Raw genomic sequence first — 18,042 nt, 5'->3', positions numbered from 1 at the left:
AATGTATTTTTTATAGTTTTCCCTTAGTTTTCAACGCGTTAAAAAAGTAGGGAAATATAAATTTAACAAATTTTTATAATCTGAAATACTTTTAAAATTATGTTATCTTAATATTGCGGCTTTGTAATGCATCCGGCTAAACGCTCCGTTCAATTATTTTAAATTTACTTATATTTAAAGATGAAATGAGTTATAAATCAATTGTCTACTTATTAATCTTGACGCAAAATGAAAAAAAATTTAAGCCTTTTTATGTTCTTTTTTTCAATGTTTACCTTTGCCCAGCAAGGCCAGCTAAGAAAGGTAGCGGCAGTAGGTTTTTTGAATGTGGAAAATTTATTTGATACTATACCTTCGGCTGATTATATTGATGGCACTAAAGCAATAAGCAATCCTGCATTTCATCGGAGTATCCCATTAGATTCAATCAGATTCCTGGAGGCTGAAAAGTATGATGGTCCGTGGAGTGATGGCTTGTTAAAAGGAAAAAAAGCAGTGAGATATCAAAGCGGATATGAAGAATTCACCCCCAAAAGCTCTAAAAACTATAATACTAAAGTTTATAAAACCAAACTTGCCAATGAAGCAAAGGTCATTTCTGAGCTTGGGTCTCAGTATACAAAAACAGCTCCCGCAGTTGTTGGTCTTATAGAAGTGGAAAACAGGCAGGTAATTCAGGACCTTATCAAAGAACCCGCTTTAGCTAAATATGATTATGGGATCATTCATTATAATTCTTACGATTACAGGGGAATTGATGTTGCATTGATCTATCAGAAGAGAAGATTTACGGTTACGAACTCTTTAAAAAAGGAATTAAAAATTTTCAATGAGACCGGAAAAAGAGAATATACAAGAGACATCCTGGTGGTAACAGGTTTTTTAGACAATGAAAAAGTAGCTTTCTTTATGAATCACTGGCCTTCCCGAAGAGGAGGAGAAGCGGTCTCATTACCTAAGAGAAATGCCGCAGCAGTACTTCTGAAACAACAAATGGACAGTGTACGGGCAGCAGATCCTTCTACTAAGCTATTTGCAATGGGAGATTTTAATGATGACCCGGTAAGTTCCAGTTTAAAGAATCACTTAAAAGCTGTAGGCAATTCAAAAGATCTTAATGACAACACCCCCTATCTGAATCTGATGTATCCTCTATACAAAAAAGGAGTTGCTTCTCTGGCGTATCAGGATGCACCTAACCTATTCGATCAGATCATTGTCTCCAAAAACCTTATTTCCGATCAGGTAACAAAAGAGTATTCTGTTTACAGGGCTGAAATTTATGCTCCCGCATATCTCGTCAATAAAGAAGGAAACTATAAAGGTTATCCTTTCAGGTCCTGGAATGGGGATCAGTTTACCGGAGGATATAGCGACCATTTTCCAGCATTTGTTGTTCTTCAGAAGGAACCCTAACTAAAGTACTTTTTGCGTAACTTTATAAGTATGAAAAATCTGATTTTAATAGTATGCATGTTTTGTCTGCCTTTTAGCTGTTTGTCTCAGGACAAACCTAAACCGGATAAAGAGAAATCTGAGATAAAACCAGCCAAAAATGACGATGGAGAGTGGGATATCACTGTATTGGATACTCAATATGATTATTTTTTAAATGCTATTGCAAAACCGATGAACCAATACACAGAGTCTTACTTAAAATCAAGAAATATAATTCTGGTCAGTGAATGGAATTCCTATTATAATACAGGAAGATATAGGAATGTAATTGAATCGTCGATCAGCTATGATCCAAAAGAAAATTACGGATTAAAGTTTGAATACAAACTTTACCAGGTTTTCGCTTACGTCAATTGGAAATACGGTTTACGAATGAACGGTTTGAGCGGAAGTGATGTCACAAGATATTATAAAAAAAAGGATCAGAAAATTTCTGATCCTTTTTTATTTTTATTGGAAACAATCAACTATTTGTTGAATAATTCCTCTACTTTATCCCAGTTTACTACATCGAAAAACGCTGTAACATAGTCAGGTCTTCTGTTTTGATAGTTTAGGTAATAAGCATGCTCCCAAACGTCTAATCCTAAAACCGGAGTTCCCTTAACATCTGCAACAGGCATTAATGGGTTGTCCTGATTAGGAGTAGAAGACACGGAAACTGAACCGTCTGCATTTTTAATCAGCCATGCCCATCCTGAACCAAATCTTGTTTTAGCAGCCTCAGAGAAATCTGTTTTAAATTTATCAAAACCACCATAGTTTTCAATAGCAGCCTTTACATTTCCTACAGGTTCTTTGCTTCCTCCCGGAGTTAAAATTTCCCAGAATAAAGAATGGTTAAAGTGTCCTCCTCCGTTATTTCTTACTGCAGGCTTATCTGTTCCTGTTTTGCAGATTTCTTCTATTGTTTTTCCAGCCAGGTCCGTACCCTCGATTGCTTTATTCAAATTATCTATATAAGCCTGATGATGCTTTGTATAGTGAATTTCCATTGTTTTCGCATCAATAGTTGGTTCTAATGCATCGTACGCGTATCCTAGTTTTGGTAATTCAAATGACATAATTTTATTTTTTAATGTTATATTTCAAAGTTAGCCAATAATTGACCGATTATCAAAAATAGCGTATTATTTTAATAAATCTTTAACATTGATATATTATATTCCACATCCTGTTTAAAAGTAAAAAGCACAGATTATGAAAACCCGTGCTTTTTATTTAACAATATTAAATTAATCTATCTATTCATAGACATCAGGAATTCTTCGTTATTAAGAGTTCCTTTGATATTTTTATTAACGAATTCCATGGCTTCCACAGGATTCATTTCAGAAAGATATTTTCTAAAGATCCACATCCTCTGAGAAGTTACTTCATCCAGAAGAAGATCGTCCCGTCTTGTACTGGAAGAAACAAGGTCAATAGCAGGATAAATTCTTCTGTTGGCAATTTTTCTATCCAACTGAAGCTCCATATTACCTGTACCCTTGAATTCTTCAAAGATAACTTCGTCCATTTTAGAACCTGTGTCAATCAATGCTGTAGCGATAATTGTCAGGGAACCACCACCTTCAATTTTTCTGGCTGCTCCGAAGAATCTCTTCGGCTTATGCAAAGCATTGGCATCAACCCCTCCGGAAAGAACCTTTCCAGAAGCCGGCGTTACCGTATTGTATGCTCTTGCTAATCTGGTAATGGAATCTAATAAAATAACAACATCATGACCGCACTCAACCATTCTCTGAGCCTTTGCCAATACAAGATTAGCAACCTTAACGTGCTTTTCTGCTGCTTCATCAAATGTAGAAGCAATTACCTCTGCATTTACACTTCTTTCCATATCTGTAACTTCCTCAGGACGTTCATCGATAAGAAGAACCATCATATAAACTTCAGGATGGTTAGCTGCGATAGAATTGGCAATGTCCTTAAGCAACATGGTCTTACCTGTTTTAGGCTGCGCAACGATCATTGCTCTTTGCCCCTTTCCGATCGGAGCAAACAGATCTACAATTCTTGTAGAAATGGTTGAATTGTTTCCTGTAAGGTTAAATTTTTCTTCCGGGAAAAGAGGTGTAAGGTATTCAAATGCTACCCGATCTTTGATAAATGCCAGATCACGGCCATTCACCTCCGTAGGTTTTAATAAGGAAAAGTATTTCTCACCTTCTTTTGGAAGCCTTACGATACCTTTTACTGTATCTCCGGTTTTTAATCCGAAATTTCTGATCTGTGCAGTAGATACATATACATCATCCGGAGAAGAAATATAACTAAAATCTGAAGAACGTAAAAACCCATAATTATCAGGTAAAATTTCTAACACACCTTCTATACTTACCATTCCATCAAAATGGAATTCTTTTTTAGATTCGTGTTGCTCTTCCTGCTTATCAGAATGTCTGTTTTGATTCTGATTATGGTTATTTTGGCTCTGGTTCTGATTTTTGTGAGAGTTTCCACCGTTTTGTGGATGGTTCTGGCCTTTCTGAGGTCTGGCCTGAGCTTGGGGATTACCTTGCTTTTCTTCTGCCGGAGCAGATTCCTGAGTATCTGTGTTTTTTTGTACTTCCGTCCTTTCCTGAGCAGAAGCTTCAGTGGTATTGGTATTTGGAGTAACTCTTTTCCTTTTTTTCTTTGCTTGTGGCTGCTGTGAAGCAGTATTTTCTTCTGTAGTTGAAGTAACTTCTTCCTGCTTTGGAGTTTCAGTGACAGTTTCTTTTTCTTCTGTTTTTTCTTCAACCTTTGTTGCTGTCTCTGATGGCGTTGGAACCTTTGCCTCCGTTTTAGGTTTTGCCGTCCTCTTTGGGGCGGCTTTCTTGGCAGGAGCTTTAGTTTCTTTTTCCACCGTTTTGTCTTCAGTATTCATACTGTTCTCTGTGGTGTTGAAATAATCTTTTGTAACTTTAGGGTTAGAAGCTTGAAAATCAAGAACAGCAAAAATTTTATCGTTTTCAGAGCTGTTTCTTGCAACCTTAACGCCTAAATCCTTTAAGATTTTAGTCAATTCCGTTACGGATTTTGACCTTAACGTTTCAATGTTAAACATATGTATGTAAAAATGTAATTAATTGTGAGTAAGAAAAGTAAGTCCGGTGACTTTTGTTTTCAAGTACATTGTATAATGCAAATCTACACTTATTTTTGAATTGTGCAAAATTTATGTTATTTTTGCCAAGAATTTAATATTCAATGCTACAAAGAATACAAACTATATGGATTTTTCTGGCAGTTTTAGCTGCTGTTTTTCTTTTCATCACAGGACAAGATGTTGCTGTATTTGGTAACATTCCTGTAGTAGACAGTGCATGTATTGTACTTGTTTTAGTTGGATTACTAAGTGTATTCAGCTTTAAAAACAGAAAAAGACAAATTTTGCTGAATACAATCAGCATCATTATAAACGCTTTGTTGATTGGTGTATTGGCTTATTGGCTACTAAATTTATCCGGAGGAATTGAATTTCCTGAGAAGGGTATTGAGCCTGTTTTTCCATTAATCGCGATTATCTGTTTGTTTATTGCAAACATATATATCCGTAAAGATGAGAGGCTCGTAAAATCTGTAGACAGACTTCGATAACCTTACAACGATTTTTTGAGTAAGAACAGCTTCTTTTGAAGCTGTTTTTTTCTTTTAGACCAAGATTAAGTTTTCAATTTCTGTATTTCCTTCTTATCTCTCCATATTTTTTTTAAAATCAATGCAACATTTTCTATGTTTCAACGACATATACTTATATAACAGGACTCCAATGAAAAAATTAACTTATCTCGCATTCTCGTTTTTCTCAGTAATTACCTTTGCCCAGGAAGTTCAGAAAAGTACAGTAACAACTGTTCTTTCCACACTGGCATCTGATGAAATGAAGGGCCGGGAAATCGGGACCCCGGAAAACGACAATGCCGCCCAATATATTGCCAAACTTTTTAAAGAAAACAACTTAGAATACTGCACCGGGAACTCTTACCTTGTCCCTTTTGATTATAAAGGGAAAACCGTTTATAACGTTTGTGGTATCAAAAAAGGAAAAAGCGACAAGTATTTAGGCTTCTCAGGACATTTTGATCATATCGGCACCAGTAAAAAAAGTGGTGATAACATCTACAATGGGGCAGACGATGATGCAAGCGGAATTACCACTCTTGTAGGAATCGCAGATTATTTCAAAAATAAAACTCCTGAATTTTCAATGGCATTTATTGCTTTTAACGGAGAAGAGAAAGGAATGTTAGGTTCAAGGGCGATTTCAACTAACAAGGATCTTGATCCTATTTATAATAACATGTCTGCCCTCTTTAATTTTGAAATGGTAGCTACAGAATCACAATTCGGAAAAAATGCCCTCTTTATGACAGGTGATGAATTTTCTGATCTTGATGAATTGTTTAATCAACATGCAGCAAACGGCTTGAAAATATATCCTGATCCATATGCCACACAACAGTTATTCTACAGATCCGATAACGTAAGCTTTGTTAAAAAGAAAATCATTGCACACTCGTTCTCTACAGTTGACATGACCAAAGCAACACATTATCACAATGAAAGCGACGATGTATCCGTTGTAGATTTCAATAACCTGACCCAAATCATCAATAACCTTGGGAAAACTTTTGAGAAATTAGGACCAAAGAATTTTACACCAAAATATAACGATAAAGTAAAATTCAATTAAGATCGTCTACTCTTTTAAAAATACCTAATTTTGCCTTTCCAATTTTTCATTAATGAACGAATATAAAAAAATATTAAAATTCGCACGGCCTCACCAGAAATACATATACGGAAGTTTGTTTTTCAATATCCTGTATTCTGTGTTTCAGATAGCTTCCTTAGGAACTATCCTTCCGGTCCTGGGAATGCTTTTCGGAACAATAAAACCGCAGAAATATGAATCTGCACCTGTGTATTCAGGAGATGTTATTGATTTCTTTTCCTACATAAAAGACTACTCCAATTATTATGTACAAAGCCTTGTTACTGAGTATGGTTCGCTGAAAGTACTTGCATGGCTTTGCGTTGTCACTGCTTTTATGTTTCTCTTAAGAAATGCGTTCCGTTATTTCGGATCTTTTCTTTTAATTAATTACCGGGTGGGAGTTACCAAGGATCTCCGTGGTGCGATGTACCGCAAAATACTTTCATTGCCTGTGTCATTCTTTACCGAAAGCAGAAAAGGGGATCTGATGTCCCGTATGTCCAATGATGTCGGTGAAGTGGAAGGTAATATCTTAGGTAGTTTAATTGACCTGATCAATGCACCGTTTATGCTGATCAGTACTTTGATCACCCTTTTCTTTTTAAGCCCTGAAATGACACTTTTTTCATTACTTATTTTACCGGTAATGGGAACAATGATCGCTTTAATCGGAAAAAGCCTTAAAAAAGACTCTCATGAGGCTCAGCATGAATTAGGAAATATATTCTCTATCGTGGATGAGACCCTTAAATCATCAAAGGTTATTAAAATCTTTAATGCTGAAAAAATAATGGATAACCGATTTATGCAATCGATGCACAAATGGATTTCCAGCTCTATAAGTTTAGGACGAAAAAAAGAATTGGCTTCGCCAATGAGTGAATTCCTGGGCTCTATTACATTTTTGATCATTGCTTGGTATGGAGGAAAGCAAATCATTGTTGATCAAAGTATTTCCCCTGCAGATTTCCTTGTATTTTTAGGGATGTTTTTCCAGATTTTACCTCCGGCAAAAAGTTTATCTACTTCGATTTCCAATGTTCAGAAGGGAGAAGCTTCTCTGAAAAGGGTATTGGAAATTCTGGATGCAGATGTTAAAATCGAAGAAATTGCGGCACCGGTTTCTATTACAACACTTGAAAACAATATTGAATTCAGGAATATCGGATTCTATTATGATAAGGATAATGTAATTCTTAAAAACTTTAATTTAACGATTCCAAAGGGAAAAACAGTTGCTTTAGTCGGCCAGAGCGGAAGCGGGAAGACAACAATAGCCAACCTGCTTGCCCGTTTCTATGATGTTTCCGAAGGTGAAATTTTAATTGACAATGTTGATATCAAACACCTGAAGCTACAGGAGTACAGAAAGCTATTAGGCATGGTAACCCAGGAATCCGTTCTTTTCAATGATTCTGTTTATAACAACATCTTAATGGGTAAACCTGATGCTACCAAAGAAGAGGTTATCGCAGCTGCTAAAGTGGCCAATGCAGATACTTTTATTACACAGCTTCCAAAAGGTTATGACACCAATATCGGAGATGATGGTGGTAAATTATCCGGAGGGCAGAAACAAAGGGTTTCTATTGCAAGAGCAGTTCTTAAGAACCCACCGATTATGATCCTTGATGAAGCAACTTCAGCATTAGATACAGAATCTGAAAAGTTTGTACAGGATGCTCTCGAGAAAATGATGGAAAACAGAACCTCTTTGGTTATTGCCCACAGGCTTTCGACAATACAAAAAGCAGACTGGATCGTAGTGATGGAAAAAGGGGATATCGTAGAACAGGGAAGCCACCACGATCTGATCGCGAAAAGAGGTGTTTACCACAAATTGGTTGAACTCCAGAATTTTGATTAAACCTTTTTAAATTAAATTTAAAATGAACCCCATACAAGAGTATTTCTACAGAATTGAAGAACCTGATAGAAGTACTCTTTTGTTTTTGCGGAAAAAGATCCTGGAATCTGATCCGGATAACATAACAGAGACACTAAGCTTTGGATTGCCCTTTTTTAAATACAAAAAGAAGATGCTTTGCTATTTGTATTACAGCAAAAAATATAAGAAACATTATGTAAGCTTTTATCATGGAGACAGACTGAATGCTCCGGAATTGCTCCAGGAAGGCAGAAAGAAGTTTAAAATCCTTTTAATTGATATGGATAAGGATTTACCCATACAGCTTATTTTAGAGCTTGTAAACGAGGTAAAAAAATTTATTAAGGTTTAACCTTAAACAAAAAAAACAGCTTCTCCTGAAACTGCTTTTGTATTTTATTGATTGAAATTACTCTTTCATTTTAGCAATGATATCCAACCCTCCTTTTGTGATATCTCCGATTTTACAAATAATCTCCGTGTCCAATGGTAAGAAAACATCCATTCTTGAACCGAATTTTATAAATCCAAATTCGTGCCCTGCTTTTGCCTGATCTCCTTCATTACAATAGAAAACAATTCTTCTCGCTACATAACCTGCAATCTGCCTGAAAACAACTTTGTGATTCGTTAAACTTTCTATCGCCACAGTTGTTCTTTCATTTTCAGTAGAAGACTTTTCGTGCCATGCTACCAAATATTTTCCAGGATGGTATTTTTTATAGATCACCTCTCCGGAAACGGGATATCTGCAAATATGCACATTCAGGGGTGACATGAAGATAGAAACCTGTATTGCCTTCCCCTTCAGAAATTCCGTTTCTTCAACTTCTTTAATCATAACCACTTTCCCATCTACCGGTGCAATCACATTCTCTTTATGATCAAGAATTTCCCGGTTGGGAACTCTGAAAAACCAAAATATAAGGCTGTATACAACCAATAAAGGCATAATGATCAAAAGCGACCACATTTTAAGAAAATAAATTGCTGCAACACCAATAATGATGAAAAGGATGGTTGCTACAGTGATCGTTCCTTTCGATTCTCTATGTAATTTCATGAGTTTAAATAAATTTTTCTAAAATAAAGTACAAATATACAACAGGAACGCAGATTATAAAACTATCCAGTCTATCTAATACACCTCCGTGCCCCGGAATAATGTTTCCGCTGTCCTTAACGCCAAAACTTCTTTTAAGCTGGCTTTCTACCAGATCTCCAAGCGGAGCAAATGAAGCGACGAGAAAACCTACAACGATCCAGTTTCCACGCAGATCGTGTTGATATTTTTCAATAAAGTAAGACAATACTAATGTGAGAATAACACCTCCCGCATAACCTTCCCAGGTTTTTTTAGGAGATATCTTAGGTGCCATTTTATGTTTTCCAAAAAATTTTCCCGTAAGATAGGCAAATGTATCACTGCTCCAGATCAGAATAAACAGGAACAACACTTCTAAAGAAAACGAATTATCAAAATTAGAATATTTTGGAAGTCCCAGAGCAAAGCTAAAAGGCAGTGCAACGTAAATGACCGTAAAAATCAATTTCCCGCTATCGTAGTATAATTCTGTAGGATACTTAAATAAAGTAACTACAGCTATCCCTATTAATGATAATGCCAATATTTCGCTTAGCCTGAAATCAAAAAAGAAATCATGATAGAAGTATCTTTTGGAAAACATGTAAAAGATAACCGCAATAACGGGAAAAACAACCCACTTTTCATATCCTTTTCCAAACTTCATGATCTTCACACACTCCCATGAACCCACCAGCATTAAAAATGTTATTAAACCGTAGTACAGGTATTGCTGTTTAACGAGTTCCGGAGATATGGTATTGATCAGTTGGGCTCCGAGTGGAGTTGCACAAAGGATAATAACCGCAACGTACACAATCCCTGAAATGGTTCTTTGAATGAGATTTTTGTCCAAAATGTATAATTTAGAAATTGATGCTTAATCTTCAAGCAGCAATAAAAACAGTTTTGTATTGGAATTAGAGGATGTATCTAATTTTGACTGGCTTCCGCTGATTGAAGTCAGGTTTTTAATATTCCCGTTACGCTTTATTTTTCCCATGGCGTCATTCAGGTTATTAACGATCTGAGATACGTTAGCCATGATAATAATCTTACTGGGTAGTCTCGACGAATGATAATGGAGAATGTTATTGTGCGACAGCATAATTCTTCCATCGTAAGCAATCAGATACTCACAGGTTATAAATGCAGCATCGTTGGAATGTTCCAGCTCTGAAGTAAAGGGACTTTTTACAACATTCAAAAAATTCTGAAGTTCCTTATCCCAACAAAATATATTGTGAATGCCCTCTATTTTAATGATTTGATTCAAAGTTTGTAGAGCCTCCGCTTCATCTGCACAATAATTAAAAAATCCCCCCGAATGCGTAAATAATTGCGCAAACTTATAATCGAGATCTGCATTTTTCAGCGAATCCCCTAGCTTTTCCAAACTTTGGTTGTCATCTTCCTCGGGTTGGTTAGTTAGTTTGCTTACAATTTTTTTAAATAAACTCAACTTAATGTTTTTTAGTCAACTTTATACAAAAATAGAAAATAAATTATAATTGATTCCAAAAATGTACGTTTAAATATGAAAAAACCTGGCAATTTTGAAATTACCAGGTTTTATTTCTTTTATTTTTTAAGAATCTTAAAGTTGAGTCGGGCTTTCCGGAGCCTGAATCTCACTTTCTTCTTCTTTATCCTTGATTAGAGGAATTGTATTCGTTACGGGTCTTTCCGTCAACTCAGGATCCCAGGCTCTTTTACCGAATATTTCTTCTAAATCCTCACGGAAGATTACCTCTTTTTCCAGAAGTTTACCTGCCAGAGCATCCAGCTTATCTTTGTTTTCTGTAAGGATCTGTACTGCACGTGCATATTGATTTTCGATAATCGATTTGATCTCTACGTCAATCTTATTCGCAGTTTCCTCAGAGTAAGGTTTTCCAAAATTGTATTCCGACTGTCCTGAGCTATCATAGTACGAAATGTTACCGATATTTGGACTCAATCCGTAGATTGTAACCATAGCCTGAGCTCTTTTCGTTACTGTTTCAAGGTCAGATAATGCACCGGTAGAAATATTATTGAATATTACTTGCTCTGCTGCTCTACCTCCCAGAGTTGCACACATTTCATCCAGCATCTGCTCAGTAGTAGTAAGCTGCCTTTCTTCCGGAAGATACCATGCTGCTCCCAGGGAACGTCCTCTTGGAACGATCGTTACTTTTAAAAGTGGAGAAGCGTGTTCTACCAACCATGAAATGGTTGCGTGACCGGCTTCATGATAAGCAACTCTTTTCTTTTCAGAAGGTTTTATTGCTTTATTTTTCTTTTCAAGACCTCCAATAATTCTGTCTACCGCATCAAGAAAATCTTGTTTTGTCACCGAAGTATGGTTATTTCTTGCTGCAATCAGTGCTGCCTCGTTACAAACATTGGCAATATCGGCTCCGCTGAAACCAGGAGTTTGTTTTGCTAAAAACTCTCTGTCCACATTATCATCCAGTTTGATTTTCTTTAAGTGAACATCAAAAATCTGTCTTCTTTCGTGTAATTCCGGAAGGTCTACAAAGATTGAACGGTCAAAACGCCCTGCCCTCATTAAAGCTTTATCTAAAATATCAGCCCTGTTGGTAGCAGCCATTACAATAACATTGGTATCAGTCCCGAAGCCGTCCATTTCTGTAAGAAGTTGATTGAGGGTATTTTCTCTTTCGTCATTTCCTCCTGAGAAATTATTTTTTCCTCTCGCACGTCCAATAGCATCGATCTCATCAATAAAGATAATGGCAGGAGATTTAGCTTTCGCCTGAGCAAAAAGGTCTCTTACTCTTGACGCCCCAACTCCTACAAACATTTCAACAAAGTCTGAACCCGAAAGCGAAAAGAAAGGTACTTTTGCTTCTCCGGCTACTGCTTTCGCCAATAATGTTTTACCAGTTCCCGGAGGCCCTACCAAAAGAACTCCTTTTGGAATTTTACCTCCCAGTTTTGTATATTTTTCAGAGTTTTTAAGAAAATCTACAACTTCTTGTACCTCTTCTTTTGCTCCTTCTAATCCTGCTACATCTTTAAATGTTACCTGAATTCTTTCTTTTTCGTCAAAAAGTTTTGCCTTAGATTTACCGATAGAGAAGATTTGTCCTCCAGGACCTCCACCTCCCCCCATCTTTCTGAAAAGAAGGAAGTAAAATAATCCTAAAATAGCAATCCATATCAATGCAGAGAATAAAATATCCATGAAAGGATTTTTACCCGCTCCATAATCTTTAGTTGTTTTAATAGCCGCATTTTCTGCTTTTATCTGATCAAATTTTTGAAGGAAAAGCTGAAGATCTCCGTATTTCACTGTGTAATCAGCTTTAGGAGCCATATCGAATGCTGACAAAGGATTGTTTTCTTTGGTGTTTTTATTCACCATTGCTGTTTTAGCAGCCTGAGTTAAAAATACATCAGCCTTTTCAGTGTCTTTATATATAATAATATTCTGAACTTTTCCCGATTGCATTTCTCTGAAGAAACCGTCTTCATCAATAGCTTTTGCGCTGTTGTCTCCTAAAAAGTTGGATCCAAAAAATAACAAAAGAGCTATGATCGCAATTGGAAAAAACCAGTTAAATCCTTTATTGTTCATTTATACTTTTTAAAATTAAATTTCATTTTCAATTTTGGTGATTTTCGCATCACCCCACAATTCCTCAATATCATAGTACTCACGCACCTGCTTTTGGAATATGTGAACGACCACTGTTACATAGTCTACCAAAACCCACATTGCATTATCCGTTCCTTCTACGTGCCAAGGTCTGTCATGAAGTTCGTTTCTAACTTTCTTCTCTACACTCCCAGCCAATGCAGAAACCTGTGTATTAGAGTTTCCACTGCATATTACAAACGTTTCTGCTACTGAGTTTTCGATGTTGGAAAGATCAAAGATCATAATGTCTTCTCCTTTTACATCCTGGATAGCTTCAACGATTTTATCTATTAATTCTTGCTTTTCTACTGTCTTATTCATTAAAAAAATACTATAATCTGCAAATTTATTGTTTTTTCTTTACTTTAACCTTACTTTTACCCTTTTAAAGTCTTAAAGTTTTCTTAAATGGCCCAACTGTTCTATCTAAAAGAGTGCCCTTCTACTAATGACGAAATTTCAAAGTTTTTACTTTACGAAAATTCAGATTTTATTGCTTTACATACATTTAATCAAACCAAAGGTCGCGGGCAATATGGAAATACATGGTCTTCCACTGCTGAAAAGAATGTAGCTTACACATTAGCTGTGAGCACTCATCATTTCACGCTTTCGGATTTTATGTTCAATTATTATACCGCAATTATTATCAGGGATTTCCTTGCCAATATGACTGAATGTGATGTAAAGATAAAATGGCCTAATGATATTATTCTTAAAAGTAAGAAAATAGTTGGAATATTGATTGAAAAGAAAAAAATTAATCAAAAAAATTATTTCATCATCGGCGCAGGATTCAATGTTCTTCAGGAGAATTTTGATGAAATTTCGAACGCAAGCTCGCTTTCTGTTCTTACAGGTAAGATATTCCGTCTTGAAGAATTTACTGTAAGTCTTCATGATTTCCTGATTGAAAAACTGAGCAACATTCCGACTGATGGAGAAATCCTTAAACGATTCAATGATCTTTTATTCCGTAAAGATGAGATCTCTGTTTTTGAAATCGATAAAAAGAGACAAAATGGCATTATAAAGTTTTGCGACGAAAAGGGAGAAATCTGGATTGAACTGGAAGAAGGCCTTCGTTCTTTTTACCATAAAGAAATCAAACTTCTTTACTGATTTGCTCTTTTCAGATAAAGATATAATGCAATCGGAAAGAAAATAAGGTTGGGAAACCACATGGCCAGAGCCGGAGACATGCTCTTATTTTCGGAAACTACTTTTAAAGCCTCAAATGAGAATACAAAGATAAATGCAAGAGAAATACCTATCGCCAGGTTAATTCCCAAACCTCCCCTCTTCTTTTGTGAGGAAAGTGAAAGAGCCAGAAATGTCAGGATAACAATAGAAACAGGCATGGAAGTCCTTTGGTACAACTCATTTAAATGGGTATTCAGGTTACTGTTTCCTTTTTCTTTCTCCCTTTGGATAAACTTTAAAAGCTCCGGAGTGGTTTTATTCTGTCCTAAAAGCTCATTTGGGAAAAGTTCTTCAGGTGCATGCCCATAGCTTTTCCTTAATTCAGTTCCGTTTTTCAGCTTTTCAGAATCATCTTTATTAACATTTTTCTCAGTATAATTATTGAGAACAAATTGTTTTTTATCCTGGTCCCAATACACATCAGAAGCTTTCAGTTCATAAAGCATCTTTCTGTTGTTATCAAATTTCTGGAATATAAAACCGGAACCCCTTCGCTCCCTCTTGTTCCAGGAGTTGATAAAAATGTATTCTGTTCTGCTGAGCTGTGCCGTTACCGGTGCTGTTCCCAAAACTTTTTCTTTATTGGCTGCATTGTAAGTATAAGCTTCCAGCTCATTTTTTTTGATATTTGCCCATGGGAGCACAAAATGATTGACAACCAAAGATATAGACGCAATAAACAAAGAAGTAATTAAATAGGGCTTTGCAAAGCGATGAAAACTCGCTCCACTACTGATCACAGCAACAATTTCTGTATTATTTGCCATTCTGGAGGTAAAATAAATTACCGATATAAATACCAGAATAGATAAGAATGTCATCACCAAATTAATGATCCAGAACGGATAAAAATGAACAAGAAAATAAGATAGATTTAATTTTGCATCAATTGCTGTCGCATTTTCTATCCTTGGAATTTTCTGCTGAACATCGATCACCAAAACAACTATAGACAATAATATAAGCATGAAACCAAAAGTTCCAAGATATTTTTTGATGATATACCGGTCTATAATTGTAAACATAATTTCCTTTTATAATCTTTGTCTGAGAACAGGAATAACAGATTTTTTCCATTCATAGAAATCACCTGCCAAAATATGCTCCCTTGCAACTTTTACCAAATCCAAATAAAAAGCCAGATTGTGGATGGATGCAATCTGCTTGCCTAAATATTCTTTAGAAACAAATAAATGGCGAACGTATGCTTTTGAATACTCTTTGTCTACAAAACTTGTCCCAAACTCATCCAAAGGCGAAAAATCACGTTTCCACTTCTCATTCTTCAGGTTCATAACCCCTTGCCAGGTAAAGAGCATGGCATTTCTGGCGTTTCTGGTTGGCATTACGCAATCCATCATATCGATACCTAAGCCGATAGATTCCAAAATATTCCAGGGAGTTCCTACCCCCATAAGATACCTTGGCTTTTCTTTAGGAAGAATATCTGTTACTTCATCTGTAATTCTGTACATTTCTTCTTCAGGTTCTCCTACAGAAAGTCCACCAATTGCGTTTCCTTCAGCACCGGCCTCTGAAATCACCTCTGCGGATATCTTTCTCAAATCGGAATAAGTAGAACCCTGAACAATAGGAAACAATCTCTGTTTATAACCATAGAGTTCCTGGTTTTCTTCAGTCCAGTCAATACATCTTTTCAACCAACGGTGGGTGAGTTCCATAGATAATTTTGCCTGATTATATTCGCATGGATAGGGAGTACATTCATCAAATGCCATAAAAATATCTGCCCCGATCTGTCTTTGGATTTCCATAGATTTCTCCGGAGTAAAAAGATGATAACTTCCATCGATATGCGATTTAAATTTCACACCTTCCTCAGACATCTTTCGGCTTCCTGAAAGCGAAAAAACCTGAAAACCTCCGGAATCCGTAAGAATAGGAAGATCCCAGTTCATGAATTTATGTAATCCTCCGGCTTCCTGCATAACATCCATTCCCGGACGTAAATAAAGATGGTAGGTATTCCCTAATATGATCTGCGCCTTAATGTCTTCTTTTAATTCTCTCTGGTGAACTGTTTTTACACTCGCAACAGTTCCTACGGGCATAAATATAGGCGTCTGAACTTTACCGTGATCGGTTATAAGTTCACCTGCTCTAGCTTTCCCTTCAGAGGTTTTTTCTATATTAAAAAATTTCATTTGTATATTTTATTAATTCATCATCATTGGTTGATCTCCAACGAATACATTCTACATTAGTTTGATAAAACAGGAGGACTTAAATTCTTCTTGATTTTATCTTTGACATATTGATCTGCTTTCGGATCTTTTTTTAATAATATTTTTTGAGCATCATCAGCAATCCCACTCATCTTTTGCTCTACCACATAATATTTAAAACTTGCAACAAAGTCATCCGGCTTTACATTATGAGTTTTAAGAACAAAGCGGGTTCCGCTTTCCAGATTGGTATTCTGAAACATAAAAGTAGCCTGATCATTGATTGCCAAATCAGCAAGAATCTCTGACATTGTACCCTCAGAAACAAGATTCTTAGGTTTATCAATGTACTTCTTACAGGAAAATACAAGCATCAAAACAAAAAGAAAAATTAATTTTTTCATAATCTGTTAATTAATGATTTCCATTTTAAATTTAAAACCCCAAAAACCGCTTCATGGATAATTCCGCCATTCATTTTACTTTCTCCTAAAATACGGTTGGTAAAAATAATAGGAACTTCTACAATTTTGAAGCCTTTCTTAAATGCCCTGAATTTCATTTCAATCTGAAAACCATATCCTTTTAATCTTACATTATCCAGATCTATATTTTCCAGAACCTTTCTTGAAAAACACACAAAGCCTGCCGTTGTATCATGAATAGGCAATCCCAGGATGAACCTCACATACTTTGAGGCAAAATAAGATAGCAAAACCCTGCCCATAGGCCAGTTAACCACATTTACGCCTTTGGAATAACGGGAACCAATAGCCATATCAGCCTGTAAGCAAGCCTCATACAATCTTGGAAGATCATCCGGATTATGGGAGAAATCGGCATCCATTTCAAAAATATAATCATAATTATTTTGAAGAGCCCATTTAAATCCATGGATGTAAGCTTTTCCTAAACCATCTTTAACGTGCCTTACGGATAAATGTAAAGAATGGGGAAACCTTCTTTGAAGCTCCTTTACAATGGTGGCTGTTCCATCCGGTGAAGAGTCGTCCACCACAAGAATATGAAAGTCATCTTCCAATGCAAAAACCGCGGAAATAATATTTTCAATATTTTCCTTTTCGTTATAAGTTGGAATAATGACAAGTTTTTTCATTTCAGTTTGCAAAGATAGTTTATTTAACCTTTTTATTTTATACAAAATATTCTATAATTTTGCAAAAAACAATCGATTGCTATTATCACAAAACTTCGTAAACCATGTAAGGATTCCTGAAAACAATGATTGGGTAATCTTTATATTGCTGGGCTGCATATTTTTGTACCTTTTTATGATGAATATTGTAGAAAGAGGAGCCAATCTAAAAGATTTCCTTCTTCAAAAATATTTTGATGCCAGTAATAATTTAGCAAGCTGGATAATAACTTCCTGTGTGGCCACCCTCACCCTGGCTGTACTTCTATCTCAATATGTTCCAATTGTTCCTAAATATATTGCCGACCTACAGATTTTAGGATATCAGATGAACAAATTTGGATATTGTCTATTTGCAATCAGTATTTTTTATTTAATAAAATCAACTTTAGGATTTTTATTTTACCAAAGTATAGGTGACACAAAAAAATGGCTTATTTTTTATTTTACCTCCACTAAATTTTATTTCATTTTGTCTTTTTTACTAATAATTCTGTGTATAACCCACTATTATTTCCCAGTCGACAGAAATAAAATATTTTCTTACTATTTGATATTCTTTTCTTTTGTGTTTATTTTTAAAGTTTTTTTCTATTTATTTCACAAGAACAAGGTCTTACCTGAAAAATGGTATTATAAATTTTTGTATATTTGCACCCTCCAAATCGCACCATTATTGTTGCTTTGGAAATTGTTATTTTTTTAATAAAAGT

General features: G+C 35.6%; 19 protein-coding genes. 8 read left to right on the top strand and 11 right to left on the bottom strand.

Annotation, left to right across the window (positions count from 1 at the left end; all coding sequences use genetic code 11):
* The first annotated feature begins 228 nt into the window (after window positions 1-228).
* Complete coding sequence (locus G9C87_RS14135) at window positions 229-1,416, top strand: endonuclease (RefSeq protein ID WP_172282223.1); 1,188 nt, start codon at window positions 229-231, stop codon at window positions 1,414-1,416.
* A gap of 30 nt (window positions 1,417-1,446) precedes the next feature.
* The gene (locus tag G9C87_RS14130; protein ID WP_228457016.1) at window positions 1,447-1,989 is read left to right on the top strand and encodes a DUF6146 family protein; all 543 of its coding nucleotides are present in this window, start codon (window positions 1,447-1,449) and stop codon (window positions 1,987-1,989) included.
* Here G9C87_RS14130 and G9C87_RS14125 read toward each other — a convergent pair.
* Both G9C87_RS14125 and rho read right to left on the bottom strand, forming a co-directional pair.
* Complete coding sequence (locus tag G9C87_RS14125; RefSeq protein WP_194304258.1) at window positions 1,926-2,522, bottom strand: superoxide dismutase; 597 nt, start codon at window positions 2,520-2,522, stop codon at window positions 1,926-1,928. The genes G9C87_RS14130 and G9C87_RS14125 overlap by 64 nt on opposite strands.
* A 176-nt stretch (window positions 2,523-2,698) precedes the next feature.
* Complete coding sequence (rho, locus tag G9C87_RS14120; RefSeq protein WP_172282221.1) at window positions 2,699-4,510, bottom strand: transcription termination factor Rho; 1,812 nt, start codon at window positions 4,508-4,510, stop codon at window positions 2,699-2,701.
* 143 nt (window positions 4,511-4,653) lie between these two features.
* On the opposite strand from rho, the gene G9C87_RS14115 reads away from it, so the two are divergent.
* The 4 genes from G9C87_RS14115 to G9C87_RS14100 all read left to right on the top strand — a co-directional run bounded on the left by G9C87_RS14115 (window position 4,654) and on the right by G9C87_RS14100 (window position 8,403).
* Complete coding sequence (locus tag G9C87_RS14115; protein ID WP_172282219.1) at window positions 4,654-5,043, top strand: DUF4293 family protein; 390 nt, start codon at window positions 4,654-4,656, stop codon at window positions 5,041-5,043.
* Between the two features lie 172 nt (window positions 5,044-5,215).
* The gene (locus G9C87_RS14110; protein WP_172282217.1) at window positions 5,216-6,139 is read left to right on the top strand and encodes a M28 family peptidase; all 924 of its coding nucleotides are present in this window, start codon (window positions 5,216-5,218) and stop codon (window positions 6,137-6,139) included.
* A gap of 52 nt (window positions 6,140-6,191) precedes the next feature.
* Window positions 6,192-8,030, top strand: coding sequence for an ABC transporter ATP-binding protein (locus G9C87_RS14105; protein WP_172282215.1), 1,839 nt, complete (start codon window positions 6,192-6,194; stop codon window positions 8,028-8,030).
* 22 nt (window positions 8,031-8,052) lie between these two features.
* Entirely contained in the window at window positions 8,053-8,403 is a 351-nt protein-coding gene (locus G9C87_RS14100) for a DUF1801 domain-containing protein (RefSeq protein WP_172282213.1), read from the top strand.
* A 57-nt stretch (window positions 8,404-8,460) separates the two neighbouring features.
* On the opposite strand, the gene G9C87_RS14095 is transcribed toward G9C87_RS14100, so the two are convergent.
* The 5 genes from G9C87_RS14095 to rsfS all read right to left on the bottom strand — a co-directional run bounded on the left by G9C87_RS14095 (window position 8,461) and on the right by rsfS (window position 13,105).
* The gene (locus G9C87_RS14095) at window positions 8,461-9,114 is read right to left on the bottom strand and encodes a phosphatidylserine decarboxylase family protein (RefSeq protein ID WP_172282211.1); all 654 of its coding nucleotides are present in this window, start codon (window positions 9,112-9,114) and stop codon (window positions 8,461-8,463) included.
* A 4-nt stretch (window positions 9,115-9,118) separates the two neighbouring features.
* Window positions 9,119-9,991 (bottom strand): phosphatidate cytidylyltransferase, encoded by an 873-nt coding sequence (locus G9C87_RS14090; RefSeq protein WP_172282209.1) that lies wholly within the window; start codon window positions 9,989-9,991, stop codon window positions 9,119-9,121.
* A 24-nt stretch (window positions 9,992-10,015) separates the two neighbouring features.
* Window positions 10,016-10,597: an LUD domain-containing protein gene (locus G9C87_RS14085; RefSeq protein WP_172282207.1), complete on the bottom strand. Its 582-nt coding sequence runs from the start codon at window positions 10,595-10,597 to the stop codon at window positions 10,016-10,018.
* A gap of 135 nt (window positions 10,598-10,732) precedes the next feature.
* Complete coding sequence (ftsH, locus tag G9C87_RS14080) at window positions 10,733-12,721, bottom strand: ATP-dependent zinc metalloprotease FtsH (RefSeq protein ID WP_172282205.1); 1,989 nt, start codon at window positions 12,719-12,721, stop codon at window positions 10,733-10,735.
* 15 nt (window positions 12,722-12,736) lie between these two features.
* The gene (rsfS, locus tag G9C87_RS14075; RefSeq protein WP_172282203.1) at window positions 12,737-13,105 is read right to left on the bottom strand and encodes a ribosome silencing factor; all 369 of its coding nucleotides are present in this window, start codon (window positions 13,103-13,105) and stop codon (window positions 12,737-12,739) included.
* 87 nt (window positions 13,106-13,192) lie between these two features.
* On the opposite strand from rsfS, the gene G9C87_RS14070 reads away from it, so the two are divergent.
* Window positions 13,193-13,906, top strand: coding sequence for a biotin--[acetyl-CoA-carboxylase] ligase (locus tag G9C87_RS14070; protein ID WP_172282191.1), 714 nt, complete (start codon window positions 13,193-13,195; stop codon window positions 13,904-13,906).
* Here the strand turns inward: G9C87_RS14070 and G9C87_RS14065 are convergent.
* Genes G9C87_RS14065 through G9C87_RS14050 form a run of 4 tightly spaced genes read right to left on the bottom strand, consistent with a single transcriptional unit; the run spans window position 13,900 to window position 17,290 of the window.
* Window positions 13,900-15,012: an LptF/LptG family permease gene (locus G9C87_RS14065; protein WP_172282189.1), complete on the bottom strand. Its 1,113-nt coding sequence runs from the start codon at window positions 15,010-15,012 to the stop codon at window positions 13,900-13,902. The two genes, G9C87_RS14070 and G9C87_RS14065, sit on opposite strands and share 7 nt — an antisense overlap.
* A gap of 9 nt (window positions 15,013-15,021) precedes the next feature.
* Window positions 15,022-16,152: a tRNA guanosine(34) transglycosylase Tgt gene (tgt, locus tag G9C87_RS14060; protein ID WP_172282187.1), complete on the bottom strand. Its 1,131-nt coding sequence runs from the start codon at window positions 16,150-16,152 to the stop codon at window positions 15,022-15,024.
* A 56-nt stretch (window positions 16,153-16,208) separates the two neighbouring features.
* Window positions 16,209-16,577: a DUF4296 domain-containing protein gene (locus G9C87_RS14055; protein ID WP_172282185.1), complete on the bottom strand. Its 369-nt coding sequence runs from the start codon at window positions 16,575-16,577 to the stop codon at window positions 16,209-16,211.
* Window positions 16,574-17,290 carry a polyprenol monophosphomannose synthase gene (locus G9C87_RS14050; protein ID WP_172282183.1) on the bottom strand — a complete coding sequence of 239 codons (717 nt, stop codon included), beginning with the start codon at window positions 17,288-17,290 and terminating at the stop codon, window positions 16,574-16,576. The genes G9C87_RS14055 and G9C87_RS14050 overlap by 4 nt, the downstream gene beginning before the upstream one ends.
* Between G9C87_RS14050 and G9C87_RS14045 the strand changes: the two genes are divergently transcribed.
* The gene (locus G9C87_RS14045) at window positions 17,274-18,035 is read left to right on the top strand and encodes a DUF4271 domain-containing protein (protein WP_228457015.1); all 762 of its coding nucleotides are present in this window, start codon (window positions 17,274-17,276) and stop codon (window positions 18,033-18,035) included. The two genes, G9C87_RS14050 and G9C87_RS14045, sit on opposite strands and share 17 nt — an antisense overlap.
* Window positions 18,036-18,042 lie beyond the last annotated feature (7 nt).

The organism is Chryseobacterium sp. LAM-KRS1 (assembly GCF_013184525.1).
GTDB lineage: Bacteria > Bacteroidota > Bacteroidia > Flavobacteriales > Weeksellaceae > Chryseobacterium > Chryseobacterium proteolyticum.
This window is presented reverse-complemented; position numbering and strand designations above follow the sequence as displayed.

Coding starts and splice junctions, on each gene's coding strand:
- tgt (WP_172282187.1), bottom strand. CDS start 16,152: ATGAAATTTTTTAATATAGAAAAAACCTCTGAAGGGAAAGCTAGAGCA.
- G9C87_RS14110 (WP_172282217.1), top strand. CDS start 5,216: ATGAAAAAATTAACTTATCTCGCATTCTCGTTTTTCTCAGTAATTACC.
- G9C87_RS14105 (WP_172282215.1), top strand. CDS start 6,192: ATGAACGAATATAAAAAAATATTAAAATTCGCACGGCCTCACCAGAAA.
- G9C87_RS14055 (WP_172282185.1), bottom strand. CDS start 16,577: ATGAAAAAATTAATTTTTCTTTTTGTTTTGATGCTTGTATTTTCCTGT.
- G9C87_RS14100 (WP_172282213.1), top strand. CDS start 8,053: ATGAACCCCATACAAGAGTATTTCTACAGAATTGAAGAACCTGATAGA.
- G9C87_RS14050 (WP_172282183.1), bottom strand. CDS start 17,290: ATGAAAAAACTTGTCATTATTCCAACTTATAACGAAAAGGAAAATATT.
- G9C87_RS14130 (WP_228457016.1), top strand. CDS start 1,447: ATGAAAAATCTGATTTTAATAGTATGCATGTTTTGTCTGCCTTTTAGC.
- G9C87_RS14095 (WP_172282211.1), bottom strand. CDS start 9,114: ATGAAATTACATAGAGAATCGAAAGGAACGATCACTGTAGCAACCATC.
- G9C87_RS14065 (WP_172282189.1), bottom strand. CDS start 15,012: ATGTTTACAATTATAGACCGGTATATCATCAAAAAATATCTTGGAACT.
- G9C87_RS14125 (WP_194304258.1), bottom strand. CDS start 2,522: ATGTCATTTGAATTACCAAAACTAGGATACGCGTACGATGCATTAGAA.
- rho (WP_172282221.1), bottom strand. CDS start 4,510: ATGTTTAACATTGAAACGTTAAGGTCAAAATCCGTAACGGAATTGACT.
- ftsH (WP_172282205.1), bottom strand. CDS start 12,721: ATGAACAATAAAGGATTTAACTGGTTTTTTCCAATTGCGATCATAGCT.
- G9C87_RS14045 (WP_228457015.1), top strand. CDS start 17,274: ATGACAAGTTTTTTCATTTCAGTTTGCAAAGATAGTTTATTTAACCTT.
- G9C87_RS14070 (WP_172282191.1), top strand. CDS start 13,193: ATGGCCCAACTGTTCTATCTAAAAGAGTGCCCTTCTACTAATGACGAA.
- G9C87_RS14115 (WP_172282219.1), top strand. CDS start 4,654: ATGCTACAAAGAATACAAACTATATGGATTTTTCTGGCAGTTTTAGCT.
- G9C87_RS14135 (WP_172282223.1), top strand. CDS start 229: ATGAAAAAAAATTTAAGCCTTTTTATGTTCTTTTTTTCAATGTTTACC.
- rsfS (WP_172282203.1), bottom strand. CDS start 13,105: ATGAATAAGACAGTAGAAAAGCAAGAATTAATAGATAAAATCGTTGAA.